This window comes from Arthrobacter sp. SLBN-122, from assembly GCF_006715165.1.
In the GTDB taxonomy this organism is placed as follows: domain Bacteria; phylum Actinomycetota; class Actinomycetes; order Actinomycetales; family Micrococcaceae; genus Arthrobacter.
In genome coordinates, this window is the sequence record NZ_VFMS01000001.1 from 2,688,307 (window position 1) to 2,703,941 (window position 15,635).

Consider the following 15,635-nt stretch of genomic DNA (forward strand, 5'->3'; position numbering starts at 1 on the left):
CTATAACGCTCTGATCCGCGAACGGGCTTATGGCCGGCCGCGGGGCACCGGGAAACGCAAAAGGCCCCGGTCCAGTGGACCGGGGCCAAACGCGGAGACGGGGGGATTTGAACCCCCGGTCGAGTTTAACCCCGACCCTTCATTAGCAGTGAAGTCCATTCGGCCGCTCTGGCACGTCTCCAATTGCTATTCCTAGCCCACCAAGGATACGCAGATCCGGCCATGCAGTGCAAAACGGTCACTGCCAAAGCCCTGGGACGCCGGCCGCGATCCGGGCAGCTTACGGGAAACGCTGCACGGGGCGCACCATGCGGATCTCCGGCAGGTCCTCCCAGTCCGGCAGGATGTCCCGGGCGCCATCGGGTTCAAAGCCGAAACGGCGGTAGAAACCGATGGCGCGGCCGTTCCCGGCGGCCACCCACAGGCTTGCCGCCTCGGTGCCGAGGGCCGCCGTGAGCAGGCGCCGGCCCAGCCCAAGGCCCTGGTGTGACGCCAGCAGGTACAACCCCCACAGTTCCAGGTCACCCGAGGACGGCGGCGGGTGCCCTTCGGGGGAACCGGGAGCCGGCAGGAGCCGTGCACCCGCGAACCCGACCACCGTCGCGCCGTCGCAGGCCACCCACACCTCGGCAGGTTCGGGCCGGCCCAGCAGGTGCCGCCAGAGCCGCAGCCTGTCTGCCGGATCCACTGCAGCGAGGAAAGCATCGGACAGCATGCCCCGGTAGGTTTCCTGCCAGCAGCGGACGTGCACCTGGGCCAGCTGTTCGATGTCCCCGGCGCCAGCCGGGCGGACGGCCACCCCGGATTCCAGAGCGGTCAGCCTGCCAGCGCCTTCCACAGGAAGTGCTGGCTGCGGGCCTGGAGCGCGGCGGCCTGACGGTTGTCCGAGGCGCCGGCGTGTCCGCCTTCCAACGCTTCGTGGAACCACACGTTGGGAATGCCCATGGCCAGCATCCGGGCTGCCATCTTGCGCGCCTGCACCGGGCCCACCCGGTCGTCCGATGTTGCAGTCCAGATGAAGGTCTCCGGGTACTCCACCGCGTCCTTGAGCAGGTGGTAGGGCGAGAAGGTCCTGAGGTACTCCCACTGTTCGGGGACGTCCGGGTCCCCGTACTCGGCAATCCAGGAATGCCCGGCGGAGAGCTTGGTGTACCGGCGCATGTCCAGCAGGGGCACACCGCAGGAGACGGCCCGGAACAGTTCGGGGTAGCGGGTGAGCATGTTTCCCACCAGGAGGCCCCCGTTGGAGCCGCCCACGCAGCCGAGCCGCCGGGGAGATGTGACGCCGCGCGAGATGAGGTCCCGGGCCACGGCGGCGAAGTCCTCGTAGGCCCGGTGCCGGTTTTCCTTCAGCGCGGCCCGGTGCCATGCCGGCCCGTACTCGCCGCCGCCACGGATGTTCGCCACCACATACACTCCGCCGCGGGAGTGGGGTGCCTTCTCGCGGCTTCCGTACGACACCGTGGTCCGCCGCTCCAGCCACGCCCGGCCCACCGTGCCGCTGTAGGCGGGCGTCCGGGAAACCTCAAACCCGCCGTAGCCGGACAGCTGGGTGGGGTTCTGCCCGTCCAAAGCCAGCCCGCGCGGAGCTATCTGGAAGTACGGGACCCGGGTGCCGTCGTCGGACACGGCAAAGTGCTGCTCCACCTCATAGTCACTGTCGGCAAAGAACGACGGCGAGGTCTTAATGGTGGCATGACGGCTCACCACGCCGGACGTCCCGGCGTCGTCATGCCCGTCCCCGGCCCTTTCAAGGGTGCCGCGCATGAGGGTGGTGGGGGTGGTGAAGCCGGTGACCACGAGCCAGAAGTCGTCGCCGGCGCCGCCGTCGGCCGGTCCCTCGTCCTCGTCGTCCACGGCGTAGGCGTTCACGTCATGCAGCGGCGGGCAGGCATCAAGGAGGCTGGCCGCCCAGCCGCCGTCCGCGTGGCCGGTGGGCCGGGATGGGTCCAGCACCCGGATTTCCGAGGAAACGTTCCTGAGGAGGTTGAGCAGCAGGAAGTTCCTGGTCCAGCTCCAGGACTGAAGCGACGTGTGGTCATCCGGAGTGAACAGCACAGTGAGCCGCCGGCCACCGGCGAGGTAGTCCTCGAAGTTGGCGGCGAGGAGCGATCCTGACGGGTAGGTGGTGCCGCCCAGGACCCAGTCCTGCTGCGGACGGAAGAGCAACCATTCCCGGTGCGCGCTGATGTTGACGTCGGTGGGCACATCAATCTGCACCCAGTCACCGTCCCGCAGCACAAAGTTGGTCCGGTTGAAGAAGTCTATGTAGTCCACGGCGAAGGTGCGCTCAAATCCGGGTGTGGAATCGTGCGCCGCAAACGCCATCATGTGGTCTTCCGGCACCTCGAACAGGCGCGGGGCCGCGGACAGGGAGTCACCGCGCTTCAGGGTCACCGCCGTGCGGGCATAGGAGGATGCAGTTTTGGGCAGGCCCTCTGCGGTGGAGGACACCAGGAGCGTATCGGCGTCCAGCCATGACACGTTGCCCTTCGCGGTGGGCAGGTCGAACCCGCCCCGGGCGGGATCAACGAAGCCGCGCGCCTCGACGTCGAACTCACGGTAGCGGTTGGCGTCGCCGCCGTCGGGGGAGAGGGCAAGCAGCGCCAGGCGGTAGGGCTGGCCGGCCGCGGGGCGCAGGAACGTGGCCCCGTGGAACACCCACTCTTCGCCTTCGGCCCGGGACAGTTCGTCAACATCCAGCAGGACGTCCCATTCGGGGGAGTCGGTGAGGTAGCTCTCCCAGGTGGTGCGCCGCCAGAGGCCCTTGGGGTTCCGGCTGTCCTTCCAGAAGTTGTAGTACGAGTCGCCGCGCTTGCCCACCATGGCGATCCGGTCCGTGGAGTCCAGGACCTCCAGGATGCTGTTCTCCAGTTCGGCGTAGCCGGAGTCCTCCAGCAGGTCCTCGGTCCGGGAATTCTGCTCCCTGACCCAGGCCAGCTGTTCCTCGCCATAGATGTCCTCCAGCCACACATTTTCGTCGACGGGCACCGGTGCCGTTCCCTGCGGTGCGGTGCCGGGGGTGTCCTGGCCGGGACCGGGAAGGGACGCTTGATCAGCTGCTGTGGTGGTCATGTGGCCCATCCAAACAACATCCCCCAAGGCTGGCAAGTCAAGCGGCCGCGGCATACTCCGCTTCCAACCCGTACGCTGGATGCCGTGGAATTATCGCAGAGCAACCGGGCCGTCATCATCGGCGGCGGCCCCCGTGGCACCAGCGTGCTGGAGCGGCTGCTCGCCCACACCGCCGCAGCGGGCGCCTCCGTGCGGCTGCACATCGACGTGGTCGACCCCTACCCGGCAGGCCCCGGACACGTGTGGCAGCCCGGTCAGTCCCGGCTGTTCCTCATGAACACCCAGTCGTTCTACCCCACCCTGATCCCGCAGGACCCGTCGCTGCCCGCACCGGTTGCCGGCACCACGTTCGACCAGTGGCGGGCGCAGCAGCAGCGGGACCCGCTGCCGGCCCTCACCGGCGAGGAACGGGCGGAACTGGCGGTGCTCGAGTCGAACGACTTTCCCAGCCGTGCCCTGTACGGACGCTACCTTCAGTGCGCGCTGGAGGAACTGCTGGGCAACGCTCCCGACGGCGTCACGGTCGAATTCCACGAAACGTTCGCACAGTCGGTGCGTCCCGTGGGGGACGGAAGGTTCGACGTCGGCCTGGCCACCGGAGCGACGCTGCGGGCCAACGCCGTGGTGCTGGCCCTGGGGCACATCCCGTCGCGGCTGAATCCGGAACAGCGCGAGCTGCAGGCCGCAGCCTCGCAGCTGGGTCTGCAGTACTTTCCCCCTGCCGTGCCCGCGGACGTGGACTGGTCCCGGATCCCCGCGGGCGAGCCCGTCCTGGTGCGCGGCATGGGCCTGAACTTCTTTGACACGATGGGGCAGCTCACCGAAGGCCGCGGCGGAAAATTCGTGTCCACGGGCAGCCGCCTCGAGTATGAACCGTCCGGCCAGGAACCCCGGATCATTGCTGCTTCCCGGCGCGGGACCCCCTACCGCGCCAAAGCAGCACTCGACGGCTACTACGCCAGGTCCGTCACGCTCCGCTACCTCACGGAGGCTGCCTTGGAGCGGCTGGCGAAGGCGGGAATCCGGCCCTCGTTCGACCACGACCTGTGGCCGCTGCTGCACCGCGACGCCATCTGGGCCTACTACTCGACGCTCGTGCGCTCGCAGCCGGCCGCGGTCCCGGATGCGAAGGCCTTCCTCGCGGCGCTGGAGGAAGCCCTGCAGCCGCACGCGCACAGCGCCGCCAAATGGGAAGACAACGTGGAGAGCGTCCTGGCCGTCCACGTCGGTCCCCGGCACCGCCTGGACCTGCCGGGCCTGGCGGCCCCGCTGGCCGGCCGGTCGTTCGCGTCCCGTCGCGAGCATGACGCAGCAGTGGTGGAATTCCTGCTGGACGATGCGCGCCGTTCAGCCCTCGGCGAGGACGACCCCGTCAAAATGGCCATCGCCGCGCTGCACCACGGGCGGGCCGTCCTCAAAACGGCAGTGGCCGACGGCGGCATCACCGACGAGTCCTGGGTCGCCGGGCTGCGTGGCTGGTTTGAGTCCTTCGTGGAGGGCCTCGCCAGCGGGCCGCCGGCGCTGCGCGCCGAGCAGCTCGCTGCGCTGGCCAGGGCCGGCGTGGTCAGCTTTGTTGGGCCGGACCCCAAATTCGGTGTGGACCGGAAGTCCGCGATGTTCACTGCTTCCTCGCCGTGGGTTGCGGGTCCCCCGATAATGGCACGGACCATGGTGGAGGCCCTTGCCCCTGGCAACCGGGTGTCGGCCAACGATTCGCCGGTCCTGGAACAGTTGCTGTCCGATGGGCTGGTGCGGCCCCGGCTCATGATGGCCGCGGAAGGTGCTCCGGTCGAGTCCACCGGCCTGGACGTGCAGCCCCACCCGTACCGCCCGGTTGCGGCCAACGGGTCGGTGACGGAAAACCTGTACGTGCTGGGGCTCCAGTTGTCCTCCACGCAATGGGGCACCGCCATCGCGGCCGAAGCCCTCCAACCGGGCAGCCCCGCCTACCGCAGCGGCCAGCGAACCCTCCGGGATGCCGACGAGATCGCGGCGGCCATCCTCAACAGGGCTTAAATGCCGATGCGCCATCACTTGTGGTCCCTAAACCGGCGGAATAGGGACCAGAAGTGATGGCGCATCTGGAGGTTAGCCCCGCAGGCAGGCGCGGTAGGCGGCCATGGCCTGCCCGTAGTTCGCCTGGCCCTTCAGATCGGCCGGGCGGGTGGGCTTGACCGGCGGCACGCACACCGGCTGCGACGGGGTATCGGCTCCCACCAGGACGGCGACGTTCACCACGGTGCCGGACTCGACGGCGGTGAGCACCAGTGTGGCCCCGCCCTCCGCTGCCCCGGCCGGGACTGCCAGGTTCACCGTGGCCGCCCCGGAGGCGACCGGAACGGTGCCCAGCTGGGTCACGGTCCCGGCGGAGTCCGTGAACGAAGCCTCGAGGGCCGTGTTCACCGGGCTGCCGAGCGAGGTCAGGTCCAGTTTGGACACTGCCGCCGTGACCGGTTCGCCGGGCTTGACCCCAGCGGCGGTGGTGCTGGTGACTGCCACGGAGCGGCGGGCGAAGTCCGGGGAAACGGGGCTGCTCTTCTGGAGGTACCCGATCCAGGCATCCCGGTCCACCAGCCCGGAATCGCGGGTGTTGGTGCCCTCGGTGAAGATCCGGAAGTTGTCGCCGCCGGTTGCCAGGAAGCTGAACGTGCCCACCCGGTAGGACCTGGCCGGGTCCAGCAGTTCACCGTTCACCCGAACCGAGGTGATGCGGTCCCCGGCTGCGCGGGCGGCGTCATAGGTGTAGTTCACGTTTTTTGACAGGCCCAGCTGCAGGTACGCGCGGCTGGGAACCGTGCCGTCCGGGTTGGTCTGCCACTGCTGTTCCAGCAGGGTCTTGAACTGGGCGCCGGTCAGGGACGTGGTCCACAGGTTGTTCACGAACGGCAGCACCGCATTGGCCTCGGCGTAGGTGATGGTGCCGTCCGGAGCGTAGTACAGCTCGTTGCGCAGGCCGCCGGGATTGACGACGCCGATCTCCGCCCCGCCGAGGTCGGCGGGCTTGAGCGAATCAAGCAGGGAGTCGGCCACCAGGTTGCCCAGAGTCGATTCGCTGCCACGGTCATCGCGCTTGGCTGTTCCGGAGGCATCGGTGGTGAACGCGGTGGTGATGTCCTTGGTGACCGAGCCGATGGGCTGGTTGCCAACAACAGCGGCGTCCGCCAGGGCTTTCTTGACGATGGTGTCGACGGTGGCCACGCGCGGGTACGCGGCGACCAGGCCAGCAGCAGCATCCGTGGTCCGTTTGACGTTACCGGCCTTGTACGCCGTCACCTCCTTGCTGGCGGTGTCCACGGTCAGCTGGATCTGGCCCACGTTCTCGCCGTAGTTTCCGGTCTGCACAATCGGCCGGGTCTTGCCCGCCACACCGGGAACGGGTGCGTCCCAGGCGTATTCCTTGTGCGTGTGGCCGGTGAAGATCGCATCCACCTCGGGAGACGTTTCGGTGACCAGCTTCGCGAAAGGCCCGCCGGCTGCCACTTCCTGCTCCAGTGTGGCGCCTTCCACCACACCCGAGCCGGCGCCGTCGTGATCCTCCACGATGATCACGTCGGCCAGCTTGTCCGCCGTGATCTTTGCGGCCACCCGGTTGATGGCATCCACCGGGTCCCCGAAGTCGAGGTCGGCGATGCCGGCCGGTGTGACCAGGGACGGGACCTCCTGGGTGACGGTGCCGATTACGGCGACCGTGATGCCGTTCAGGTCCAGCACCGTGTACTCGGGCAGCACCGGTTCGGTGGTGCCCTTCCTGTAGACGTTCGCACCCAGGTAGGGGAACTTGGCGTTGGTGCCATCCGCGACGACGCGGTCCCGCAGGTCCGCCCAGCCGCCGTCGAACTCGTGGTTGCCCACGGCAGACGCCTTCAGTTCCAGTGCATTGAGTACATCGATGGTGGGCTGGTCCTTGGCAACTGCCGAGGCGAACAGGGAAGCGCCAATGTTGTCACCGGCGGACAGGAACGCGGTGGCGCCGGGGGCGGCCGCGGCCCGCAACTTCTCGATGGTGCCGGCGAACTGGACCGTGTTGGTGTCGATCCTGCCGTGGAAGTCGTTGATGTTCAGGAGGTTGAGGTCAACGGTGGCAGGTGTGGACGCCAGGTTCAGGCCGACCACCACGGGGTCGTGGTCGCTGGCACGGAACTGGTCCGGGGCGTAGTAGTTGGTGATGTTGTTGTTGTAGCGGCTGTATTCCAGCGCCACGGATTCCACGGAGTTGATGTTCCAGATGTCGGCCCCGGTGACCACGGCATTGGCTGCCGGAGAGGCAAGGATGTGGTCCAGGGACCCCACCAGGCCGCCGAACAGGTAGGAGTGCTTGGCTGAGCCGTCGGCGTTGCGGGCCTTGTCGTCCTGGTTGACATAGCCCGCGGCGGTCAGGACGTTGATCGGGTCTTCTTTGCCGTAGGAGTTGAAGTCGCCGGCCAGGAACACCTTGTCGGTGCCCTTGGACTTCTGCAGTTCGTCGGAGAAGGCAAGCAGGGACTGCGCCTGCGCAGTGCGGGCAAGGTTCGAGGCGCCCTGGCCCTTGTCGGTGTCGTCCGGGGTAGCAGCCGAGCCCTTGGACTTGAAGTGGTTGGCGATGGCGATGAATTCGGTGCCGGCTCCGCCGCCCACAGGCTTGAAGACCTGGGCCAACGGCTTGCGGGCGCTCGCAAAGGCCACGGTGTCGTTGTGGATGATGGATTCACCTACGGGTTCGGCCACGGCCTTCTTGAAAATGAACGCGGTGCGGATCATGTCCTCGTCAGCCAGCGGCGGAGCGTTGGCGGGGGAGCGGACGTAGTCCCAGATACCGGGGCTGGGGATGTTGAGGGCTTCCACCAGCCTGGCCAGGGCATCGTCCCGGTTCTTGCCGAACTGCGCGGAGTTCTCGACTTCCATCAGGGTCACCACGTCGGCGCCGGACTTGGTGATGGCGGAGACGATCTTGTCCTGCTGGCGCTGGAAGTTCTCGGCGTTGGCAGCCCCGCGGGCGTCACAGCCGCCGCGGACCGTGATCGGGTTGCCGTCGCGGTCCTCATGGAACGTGCACCCGGACAACGTGTCGCCCGTGGTGGGGAAGTAGTTCAGGACGTTGAAGGACGCAATCTTTACGTTGCCGCCCACCGGCGCGGGAGCCTCAGTGCGGGTGGCTCCGAAGGTGGCCGGCTGGACCGTAGCCTTGTTGGCTTCGGTGAGGTGGGTCAGCGGCTGGAGCTTCCAGGAGTTGTTGGCGTAGCCCAGCACCACGTTGGTGTTGAAGGTAGCCGGGGAGCCCACGCGGACGGGGTCTGCAGTTGTGAGGTACGGAAGCACCTCGGCCTTGGTGGTGGCGTCCTTGAGGAAGTTGGTGCTGGACCCGTCATCGAGCTTGATGCCCCGGGCAGCATTGTCCGCGACGACGGCGGCGTACTCAGGTGAGCCGTACGGCGCCACGGCGGTGGGCTGCACCAAGGGAGTGGTTCCGCCGGCCAGGCCGATCTCGCCGTACTGGTTCAGGCTGTAATTGTCGCTTACGGTCAGAGGTCCCTGGGGTGCCAGGAGCATGCCCTCCAGCGACTCACGGAAGGCCTCGGTGGCGGGCAGGGTGAAGAGTGCCGGCTTGACTTCGGGAGCCGCGTCGCTGAGCTTGGTGAGCCCGGATTCGGCTGTGACGTTGAGTTGGGTCATGCCGTAGTACTCGGCCACCGTGCCGGTTACCTGGACGTAGTCGCCGGCCTGCACTGAGGCCACCGTGGCGGGGGAATAGACGAAGATTCCGTCGGAGGCTGAGTGGTTGGCGGCCGTCAGGTCCCCGCCGGTGCCGGGGGTTTGGAGGTAGTAGCCGTTGAGCCCGCCCGTGGGGAAGGCCGCTGTGACTTTGCCCATGGTGGTGACAGTGGCGCCGGCCAGGGGGCTCTCCGTTCCGGTGCCCTGGATTTCCGCGATGGCCTTGGCCACAGGGTCGGGGGTGGGGACCGGCGTCGGATCCGGAGCGGTGCCGCCGGAGGAAGCCGGCGTGATGGCGGTGTTGAGCGTGAAGTCTGCGGCGTTGCTGTTGCTGTCCGCGCCCGCTGTCCGGTTGAGGCTCTTCACGTCCGTGTTTGATGAAGGTGCCGCGGCGGCCCGGGTCTCGAAGGTGTTGGAGGTGCCGTAGTCCAGGAGGTCGGCCACGCCAGCCGTTTCCACCACGGAGCCGGTGGGGAGGCCGACGGCGGTGGGCTGTTTGGCGAGCACGATGGTGCCGCTGCTGCCGCTGAAGTTCAGGGCGCCGGCAACGAGGTCCGGCGCCGGCAGGTCGGCGCCGTTGGTGCCGTTGCTGCTGCCCTGTACCAGGTAGTAGCCCTTGGCGGGAATCGAACCTGACAGGGCGGCCACCCCCGTTGGAGCCGCGGTGCCGGTGCCGGAACGGTACTGCACGGACCAGCCGTCCAGGGAAACAGGAGCGTCGGAGCTGTTGTACAGCTCCACGAATTTGTTCTTGTAGGCGGCGCCGGTGTTGCCGCCGCTCAAGTAGGCCTCGTTGATGACAACGGGGGAGGTGCCGGCCGCGGCAGAGACCTCCGCGGCCGCCGGGACAGCTGTCAGCGGGGCTGCGATGAGCCCCGCTGACAACGCTGTGCCCAGCGCTAACTTCCAAGGTGTTTGATGCATCCGCTCTTACTTTCATTGAGGTGTCCCCGGTGGGGGACCCGGTGGAGTGCGTCCGGCTGTGCCAATCGGACTGGGCCCGGATCCTGCTCCTGGTCAAGTGGGTGTCCGGCACATGACAACAGCACTGAATGAACGCAGGGTGGATGGAGCGTGCATTCGGCGGGACGTTCCCCAGCGGAGCGGCCCGCTCTCCGGCCCGGATCCTGCCTGGCCCGAACAGGAGGTGCTGTTGGCGGGAGTGATGGCGCCGGCAAACCCCAGGTGTGCCGGCAATCACAAACGATACCCGCGGGTAGCTTTCGGTCCAGGGTTTGGCAGCGGATTAATCCAAAGAATTTACGCGCCTGCAACAGGCGCGGACCGGAAGTTCAGGACCCGGGAAGTTAAAGCAGGAAACCCCTGGCGGCCGTTGCCGGCTGCCAGGGGTTTCTTCCGCGGAAGGTAAGAGATTCGAACTCTTGGTACGGGGTTACCGCACACTGGTTTTCAAGACCAGCTCCTTCGGCCGCTCGGACAACCTTCCTCAGCTAGTAGTGTTTCATAGGCACTTGCCTGCAACAAAACAGGCCGGGGTTGGTGACCGGTGCACACTGGTTGCAGCCAGGATTTGAGTCAGGAACGGGAGAGGTCCATGAAAGCCGTCTACATATCGGAACCGGGCGGCCCGGAAGTGCTGGAAGTCCGGGACGTGGATGCCCCGGTGCCCGGCCAGGGCGAGGTGCTCATTGATGTGGTGGCCGCGGGCCTGAACCGGGCTGATGTCCAGCAGCGCAGGGGTTTCTACCCGCCGCCGCCCGGAGCCTCCGAAATCCCCGGCCTGGAAGTGTCGGGCCGGATCGCAGGCTTTGGCCCCGGTGTCAGCAAGCCCTTCTCGCTGGGGGACAAGGTGGTGGCCCTGCTGGCCGGCGGCGGCTACGCCCAGCAGGTGGCGGTTCCGGCCGAACAGGTCCTGCGGGTGCCGCAAGGGGTGGACCTGGTCACCGCGGCGTCGCTGCCGGAGGTGGCCGCAACGGTCTACTCCAACCTGATCATGACCGCGCAGCTGCAGGCTGGTGAAACTGTCCTCATCCACGGGGCTACCGGCGGGATCGGCACCATGGCCATCCAGCTTGCCAAGGCCTTCGGTGCCAGGGTGGCCACCACGGCCGGCACGGAGGAAAAGGTCAGCACTGCCAAGGCCTTCCTTGGAGCTGACATTGCCATCAATTACGCCGAAGAGGACTTCCCGGAAAGTCTTCGGCGGCAGAATGACGGCAAGGGGGCGGACGTCATCCTGGACGTGGTGGGTGCCAAGTACCTGCAGCAGAACGTGGATGCCTTGGCAGACTACGGGCGCTTGGTGGTGATCGGCCTGCAGGGTGGCACCAAGGGTGAGCTGGACCTTGGCCTGTTGCTGAAGAAGCGCGCGGCCGTGGTGGCCACCGCCCTGCGGCCCCGGCCCGTGGCCGAAAAGGGCGCCATCATGACTGCTGTCCGGGATGCTGTCTGGCCGCTGGTGGCCGATGGCAGGATCCGCCCGCTGGTTGCCAAGACGTTCCCGCTGGACCAGGTGGCCGCGGCGCACCGCTATTTCGACAGCGGCGACCACGTGGGCAAAGTCCTTCTGGTCACGTAGCACCGCGTTACATACCGGGTATTGCCTTCAGGTGCCATCCGCATTAGGCTCCCTATACGCGGTATGCACGGGTCTTGGGGGACTGTGCATACCGGTATTGACCAGCCCGGGGGAGCACAATGTCCATTCGTCACAGCCTCCTCGCCCTGCTGCAGGACCAGCCGCGTTACGGCTACCAGCTGCGGGTCGAGTTCGAGAACCGCACCGGAGCCACGTGGCCCCTGAACATCGGGCAGGTGTACACCACGCTTGACCGGCTGGAGCGCGACGCCCTGGTGGCGAAGGAGGGCGACGACGGCGAAGGTCACGTCGTGTACAGCATCACCCCCGCCGGCAAGGCCGAGGTGCGGAGTTGGTTTGCCGCCCCCGTGGAGCGGAACAACCCGCCGCGCAACGAGCTTGCCATCAAGCTTGCGCTCGCCGTCACCCTGCCCGGTGTGGATGTCCAGGCCATCATCCAAGCGCAGCGTGTGGCGTCAATCAGGGCGCTCCAGGACTACACCAAGGCGCGCCGCGACACGGCCGGCAATCAGCGGGCCACGGACACCGCCTGGCTGCTGGTCCTCGATTCGCTGATCTTCCAGACCGAAGCGGAAGTCCGCTGGCTGGACCTCTGCGAGGCAAGGATGGTCCAGCAGGCCCAGGCCACTGCGGCGGGTGGAGCACGGAAAACGTCCAGCGGGGCCACCGAAGACGCCCCGCTCAATGCGGACAGCCGCCGGTGAGCGTGCAGGGTCAGCAGCAGGTCCTTGAACTCGCCAAGGTGGACAGGACCTTCGGGGAAGGCGCGACGGCGGTCGCCGCACTACGCGACGTTGACCTCGCCATCACAGCAGGGGAGTTCGTGGCCGTCATGGGCCCCTCGGGCTCCGGCAAGTCCTCCCTGCTGGCTCTCGCCGGCGGACTGGACCAGCCGACGTCGGGCGCTGTCTATGTGGAGTCCACGCCCCTGGCAGGGCTGGGACTGAACGAACTGGCCCGCTTGCGCCGCCGCGCCGTCGGATATGTCTTCCAGGACTTCAACCTGGTCCCCACACTGACTGCCGCGGAAAACGTGGCGCTGCCGCTGGAACTGGACGGAATATCCACCAGGAAAGCGCACCGGCAGGCGGCCGATGCGCTCCGGCAGGTAGGAATTCTGGAACTGGCAGACCGGTTCATGGACCAGATGTCCGGCGGCCAGCAGCAGCGCGTGGCCATTGCCCGGGCCATCGTGGGCCAGCGGCGCCTGATCCTGGCGGACGAACCCACCGGTGCCTTGGACTCCACCACGGGCCAAGGGGTCATGGAGGTGCTGCGCGCCAGGGCCGACGCCGGTGCAGCCGTCATGCTCGTAACCCACGAACCCAGGCACGCCGCCTGGGCGGACAGGGTGGTCTTCCTTCGCGACGGACGCATCATCGACCAGGCCGCCGCTATGCACGACCCAGCCATGCTCCTGACGCAGGGCGGACTCTGATGCCCCTGGACCTCGCTCCGGTGCTGCAAGGGCGCCGGAGCAGCTACCGGGTTGCCCTGCGGCTGGCACGCCGCGACATCGCACGGCACAAGGGACGGTCGCTCCTCATCGTCCTGCTGATCATGCTGCCCGTGGCCGGAATGACCGGCGCCGCCACCCTCTACCAGAGCTCGCAGCGGACACCGGACGAAATAGTCCGTTACGAACTGGGCAGCACCCAGGCCAGGTTCAGCGCCCTGCCGGTGCCTAGTGCCGATTCCCTTCAGGACCCGCTCAACGACGCCATGGTCGCTTCCAGCACGGGCCGCTATGATCCGGAGTTCCACGCGACCGACCCCCGCGATATGCTTCCCGCCGGCTACGACGTCCTGCTGCGACGCGAACTGCCGCTGACCACTGGAGTAGGGGATGCCCTGGTCGCCCTCCAAGGCGTTGAGGTGGACGCGCTCCACCAGGCCTTCACCGGCAAGTTCACCCTCCTGGAGGGGCGGGCCCCGCGCGGCGGGGCGGAGGTGTTGGCGTCAGCCGGGCTGATGGCGCGTTTCCACCTCGCTTTGGGGCAGGAATTTACGACGTCGGCAGGAACGTTTGTGCCGGTGGGAACCCTTCGCGACGCCGGCGCCGTGGACAGCAATAGCATTCTGTACCTGAAGGCCAGCCAGGTCCCCGCGGACCTTGCCCGGGGACCGCAGACCCACCAGTCCGTGTCGTACTACCTGGTGGGTCCGGAGCCGGTCACCTGGCGGCAGATCAAGGCGGCCAACAGCAAGGGGGTGGGCGTCCTCTCACGCAGCGTGGTGCTGAACCCGCCGTCCCTTCCGGAGCACGCGGTTCCCGGTTCCCTGCCGCGGGACGATTCCTCCGCCCTGGTGGCGGTCTACGCCACCTTCGGTCTGGTCGGCTCCCTGGCCCTGCTGGAAGTCGGTTTGCTCGCCGGGGCTGCCTTCGCTGTCGGAGCAAAGCGCCAGGTGCGTGAACTTGCGCTGCTGGCGTCCGCCGGGGCGGAAAGTTCCACCATCGGCGCCGTGGTCACGGCGGGTGGCTTGTGGCTAGGCGGCATCGCAGTTGCCGTGGGAGTCGCGGTGGGGCTGGGAGCCGCTGCCGGCACCGTCCACGTGGTCCGTTCCACCGGCTCTGTCCGGCTGGCCGGCCTGCATCCGGACTTCCCGCTGACCGGGGTGGCCGTGGCCATGGGGCTGGCGGCCTGTATCCTCGCGGCGATGGTGCCCGCGCGCCAGGTGTCCCGGCAGGCGGTGCTGGGCGCACTCAAATCCGGCCGGGCGCCGGCACCAAGGGGACGGCGCGCAACACTGGCGGGCGTCGCCACGCTGATGCTCGCAGTTGTGCTGCTGGCAGCCGGCCGGCTGCTGGGCATGTCCACCACCGACCCTGACCGGCAGGCGGAGCTGCTGCCGCTTGCGGTCACGATGCTGACTATTGGCGCGGTGCTGGCGGTAGTCGGCCTGGTGCTGCTGACCGGCTGGCTGATCCAGTGGCTCACCTCACGGACCCACCGGTTGTCCCTGTCCCTTCGCCTGACCGCGCGCGACTCGGCCCGGAACCGCGGGCGCAGCGTTCCCGCCGTCGCCGCCGTCCTTGCTGCTGCCGCGCTCGCCAGTGCCGCGCTGGTGCTGTCCGCCAGCCAGCAGGCGGGACAGCGGGAATCGCATTACTGGGGCGCGCTGGAAAACCAGGCGTATCTTCCTCTGGTGGTGGATTCACCGGTGTCGTCTGATGGCAGCAGGCCACCGTCGCGGCAAATCGATGCGGAGGAACTGTCCACGGCCCTCTCCGTTGCCCTGGAGACGGTGGAATGGACACGGGTGATGATGGCCCCGGAAAGCCTGCGCACCTGCTCGGACGGGCCCGCTGACCTTACGGTGCCTGCCCGGACGGCAACCTCCAACTGCCTCATGTACTCGTTGGCAAAGCCTGCAGCCAACCAGTGCCCGCGGACACCACAGGGAAGGATGGTGGATGCCGGTGACTGGCGCTGCCGCGGGGCTCTCGTGGGTGACCAGCCGTCCGACCGGGCCATCCTGGTGGGCGGCGCGGACGACATCCGGGCAGTACTGGGCCGTTCCCCCTCCGAGGAGGCACTGGCCGTGCTGGGCGCCGGCGGGATGGTGGTGACCAACCCGGTGTTCGTCGGTGACGGAAGGGTGCTGCTGGAGGGGAAGGATGTGCGGACGCAGGTGCCGTCGGCGTCGGGCCAGGCCTCCGTCCACGCAACGGTCAGGAGTGACTCCCTCCCAGCGGCAGTGCTTGAACCGGCCGTCCCCGTTCCCTATTACGGCGTTGTCTCACAGGAAACTGCCGCGCGCCTGGACCTGGGCGCGGCACCGGCCGGATTGTTGGTGCAGTTGGCGGGCTACCCTTCTGACGCGGAAGCAGACGCGGCCACCGCTGCTGCGGCGGCGGTCTACGGGCAACCCGGCATCCCTTTCCAGGCAGAGCCGGGAATTTCCCAGGGCACCCAATGGGCCATCTGGTCCATTGTCGCCGTGGCCGCACTCATCACGTTCAGCGCAGCAGGCATCACCACCGGCCTGTCCTTGGCCGACGCCCGCGCCGACCATGCCACACTTGCCGGGGTGGGCGCCTCGCCACGGCTCCGCAAGGCGTTGGCCGGGTCCCAGGCCCTCTTTACCAGCGGTATCGGTATTGTCCTGGGAGCGTTGGCGGGATCGGTGCCTGCCGTCCTGCTTGTCCTGTCCACGGACATGCGGACAGCCCTGGAGGTTCCGTGGCTGCACCTGCTTGCCCTCGTGCTGGCTGTACCGGCGACGGGTGCGGTGCTTGCCTGGGCCTTCACCCGCTCCGGTCTCCCCCTGTCCCGGCGCAATTTGGCCTGACGGAGCCTGGCCCCGCGGC

At 67.8% G+C, this 15,635-nt stretch carries 8 protein-coding genes and 2 tRNA genes; 5 read left to right on the forward strand and 5 right to left on the reverse strand.

Translation table 11 applies throughout. From position 1 onward, the window contains the following. Positions 1–92: 92 nt before the first annotated feature. From FBY36_RS12610 to FBY36_RS12620, 3 genes are all read right to left on the reverse strand, one after another. Positions 93–181, reverse strand: a tRNA-Ser gene (locus FBY36_RS12610). Between the two features lie 99 nt (positions 182–280). Further along, positions 281–799 carry a GNAT family N-acetyltransferase gene (locus FBY36_RS12615; protein ID WP_235008817.1) on the reverse strand — a complete coding sequence of 173 codons (519 nt, stop codon included), beginning with the start codon at positions 797–799 and terminating at the stop codon, positions 281–283. Between the two features lie 17 nt (positions 800–816). Then, a complete protein-coding gene (locus FBY36_RS12620; protein ID WP_142119877.1) occupies positions 817–3,075 on the reverse strand; it encodes a prolyl oligopeptidase family serine peptidase in 2,259 nt (752 codons plus the stop codon). Positions 3,076–3,159: 84 nt separating this feature from the next. Here FBY36_RS12620 and FBY36_RS12625 point away from each other — a divergent pair, with 84 nt between their 5' ends. Then, positions 3,160–5,091 (forward strand): FAD/NAD(P)-binding protein, encoded by a 1,932-nt coding sequence (locus FBY36_RS12625; RefSeq protein ID WP_142119879.1) that lies wholly within the window; start codon positions 3,160–3,162, stop codon positions 5,089–5,091. 72 nt (positions 5,092–5,163) lie between these two features. Here FBY36_RS12625 and FBY36_RS12630 read toward each other — a convergent pair whose 3' ends face one another. Together FBY36_RS12630 and FBY36_RS12635 are read right to left on the reverse strand one after the other, a co-directional pair. Next, positions 5,164–9,687 carry an ExeM/NucH family extracellular endonuclease gene (locus FBY36_RS12630; protein ID WP_142119881.1) on the reverse strand — a complete coding sequence of 1,508 codons (4,524 nt, stop codon included), beginning with the start codon at positions 9,685–9,687 and terminating at the stop codon, positions 5,164–5,166. A gap of 435 nt (positions 9,688–10,122) precedes the next feature. Beyond that, positions 10,123–10,210 (reverse strand) — tRNA-Ser (locus tag FBY36_RS12635). A 108-nt stretch (positions 10,211–10,318) separates the two neighbouring features. Here FBY36_RS12635 and FBY36_RS12640 point away from each other — a divergent pair. The 4 genes from FBY36_RS12640 to FBY36_RS12655 all read left to right on the forward strand — a co-directional run bounded on the left by FBY36_RS12640 (position 10,319) and on the right by FBY36_RS12655 (position 15,616). Continuing rightward, the gene (locus tag FBY36_RS12640) at positions 10,319–11,302 is read left to right on the forward strand and encodes an NAD(P)H-quinone oxidoreductase (protein ID WP_142119883.1); all 984 of its coding nucleotides are present in this window, start codon (positions 10,319–10,321) and stop codon (positions 11,300–11,302) included. Positions 11,303–11,421: 119 nt separating this feature from the next. Further along, complete coding sequence (locus FBY36_RS12645; protein ID WP_142119885.1) at positions 11,422–12,027, forward strand: PadR family transcriptional regulator; 606 nt, start codon at positions 11,422–11,424, stop codon at positions 12,025–12,027. After that, positions 12,024–12,761: an ABC transporter ATP-binding protein gene (locus tag FBY36_RS12650; RefSeq protein ID WP_142119887.1), complete on the forward strand. Its 738-nt coding sequence runs from the start codon at positions 12,024–12,026 to the stop codon at positions 12,759–12,761. Before FBY36_RS12645 ends, FBY36_RS12650 begins: the two co-directional genes overlap by 4 nt. Next, positions 12,761–15,616, forward strand: a complete 2,856-nt coding sequence (locus tag FBY36_RS12655; RefSeq protein ID WP_142119889.1) for a hypothetical protein — start codon at positions 12,761–12,763, stop codon at positions 15,614–15,616. Before FBY36_RS12650 ends, FBY36_RS12655 begins: the two co-directional genes overlap by 1 nt. Positions 15,617–15,635 lie beyond the last annotated feature (19 nt).

Bases quoted from the DNA above. Each gene is read 5' to 3' on its own strand.
- FBY36_RS12640 (WP_142119883.1), top strand. From the start codon at position 10,319: ATGAAAGCCGTCTACATATCGGAACCGGGCGGCCCGGAAGTGCTGGAA.
- FBY36_RS12620 (WP_142119877.1), bottom strand. From the start codon at position 3,075: ATGACCACCACAGCAGCTGATCAAGCGTCCCTTCCCGGTCCCGGCCAG.
- FBY36_RS12630 (WP_142119881.1), bottom strand. From the start codon at position 9,687: ATGCATCAAACACCTTGGAAGTTAGCGCTGGGCACAGCGTTGTCAGCG.
- FBY36_RS12655 (WP_142119889.1), top strand. From the start codon at position 12,761: ATGCCCCTGGACCTCGCTCCGGTGCTGCAAGGGCGCCGGAGCAGCTAC.
- FBY36_RS12645 (WP_142119885.1), top strand. From the start codon at position 11,422: ATGTCCATTCGTCACAGCCTCCTCGCCCTGCTGCAGGACCAGCCGCGT.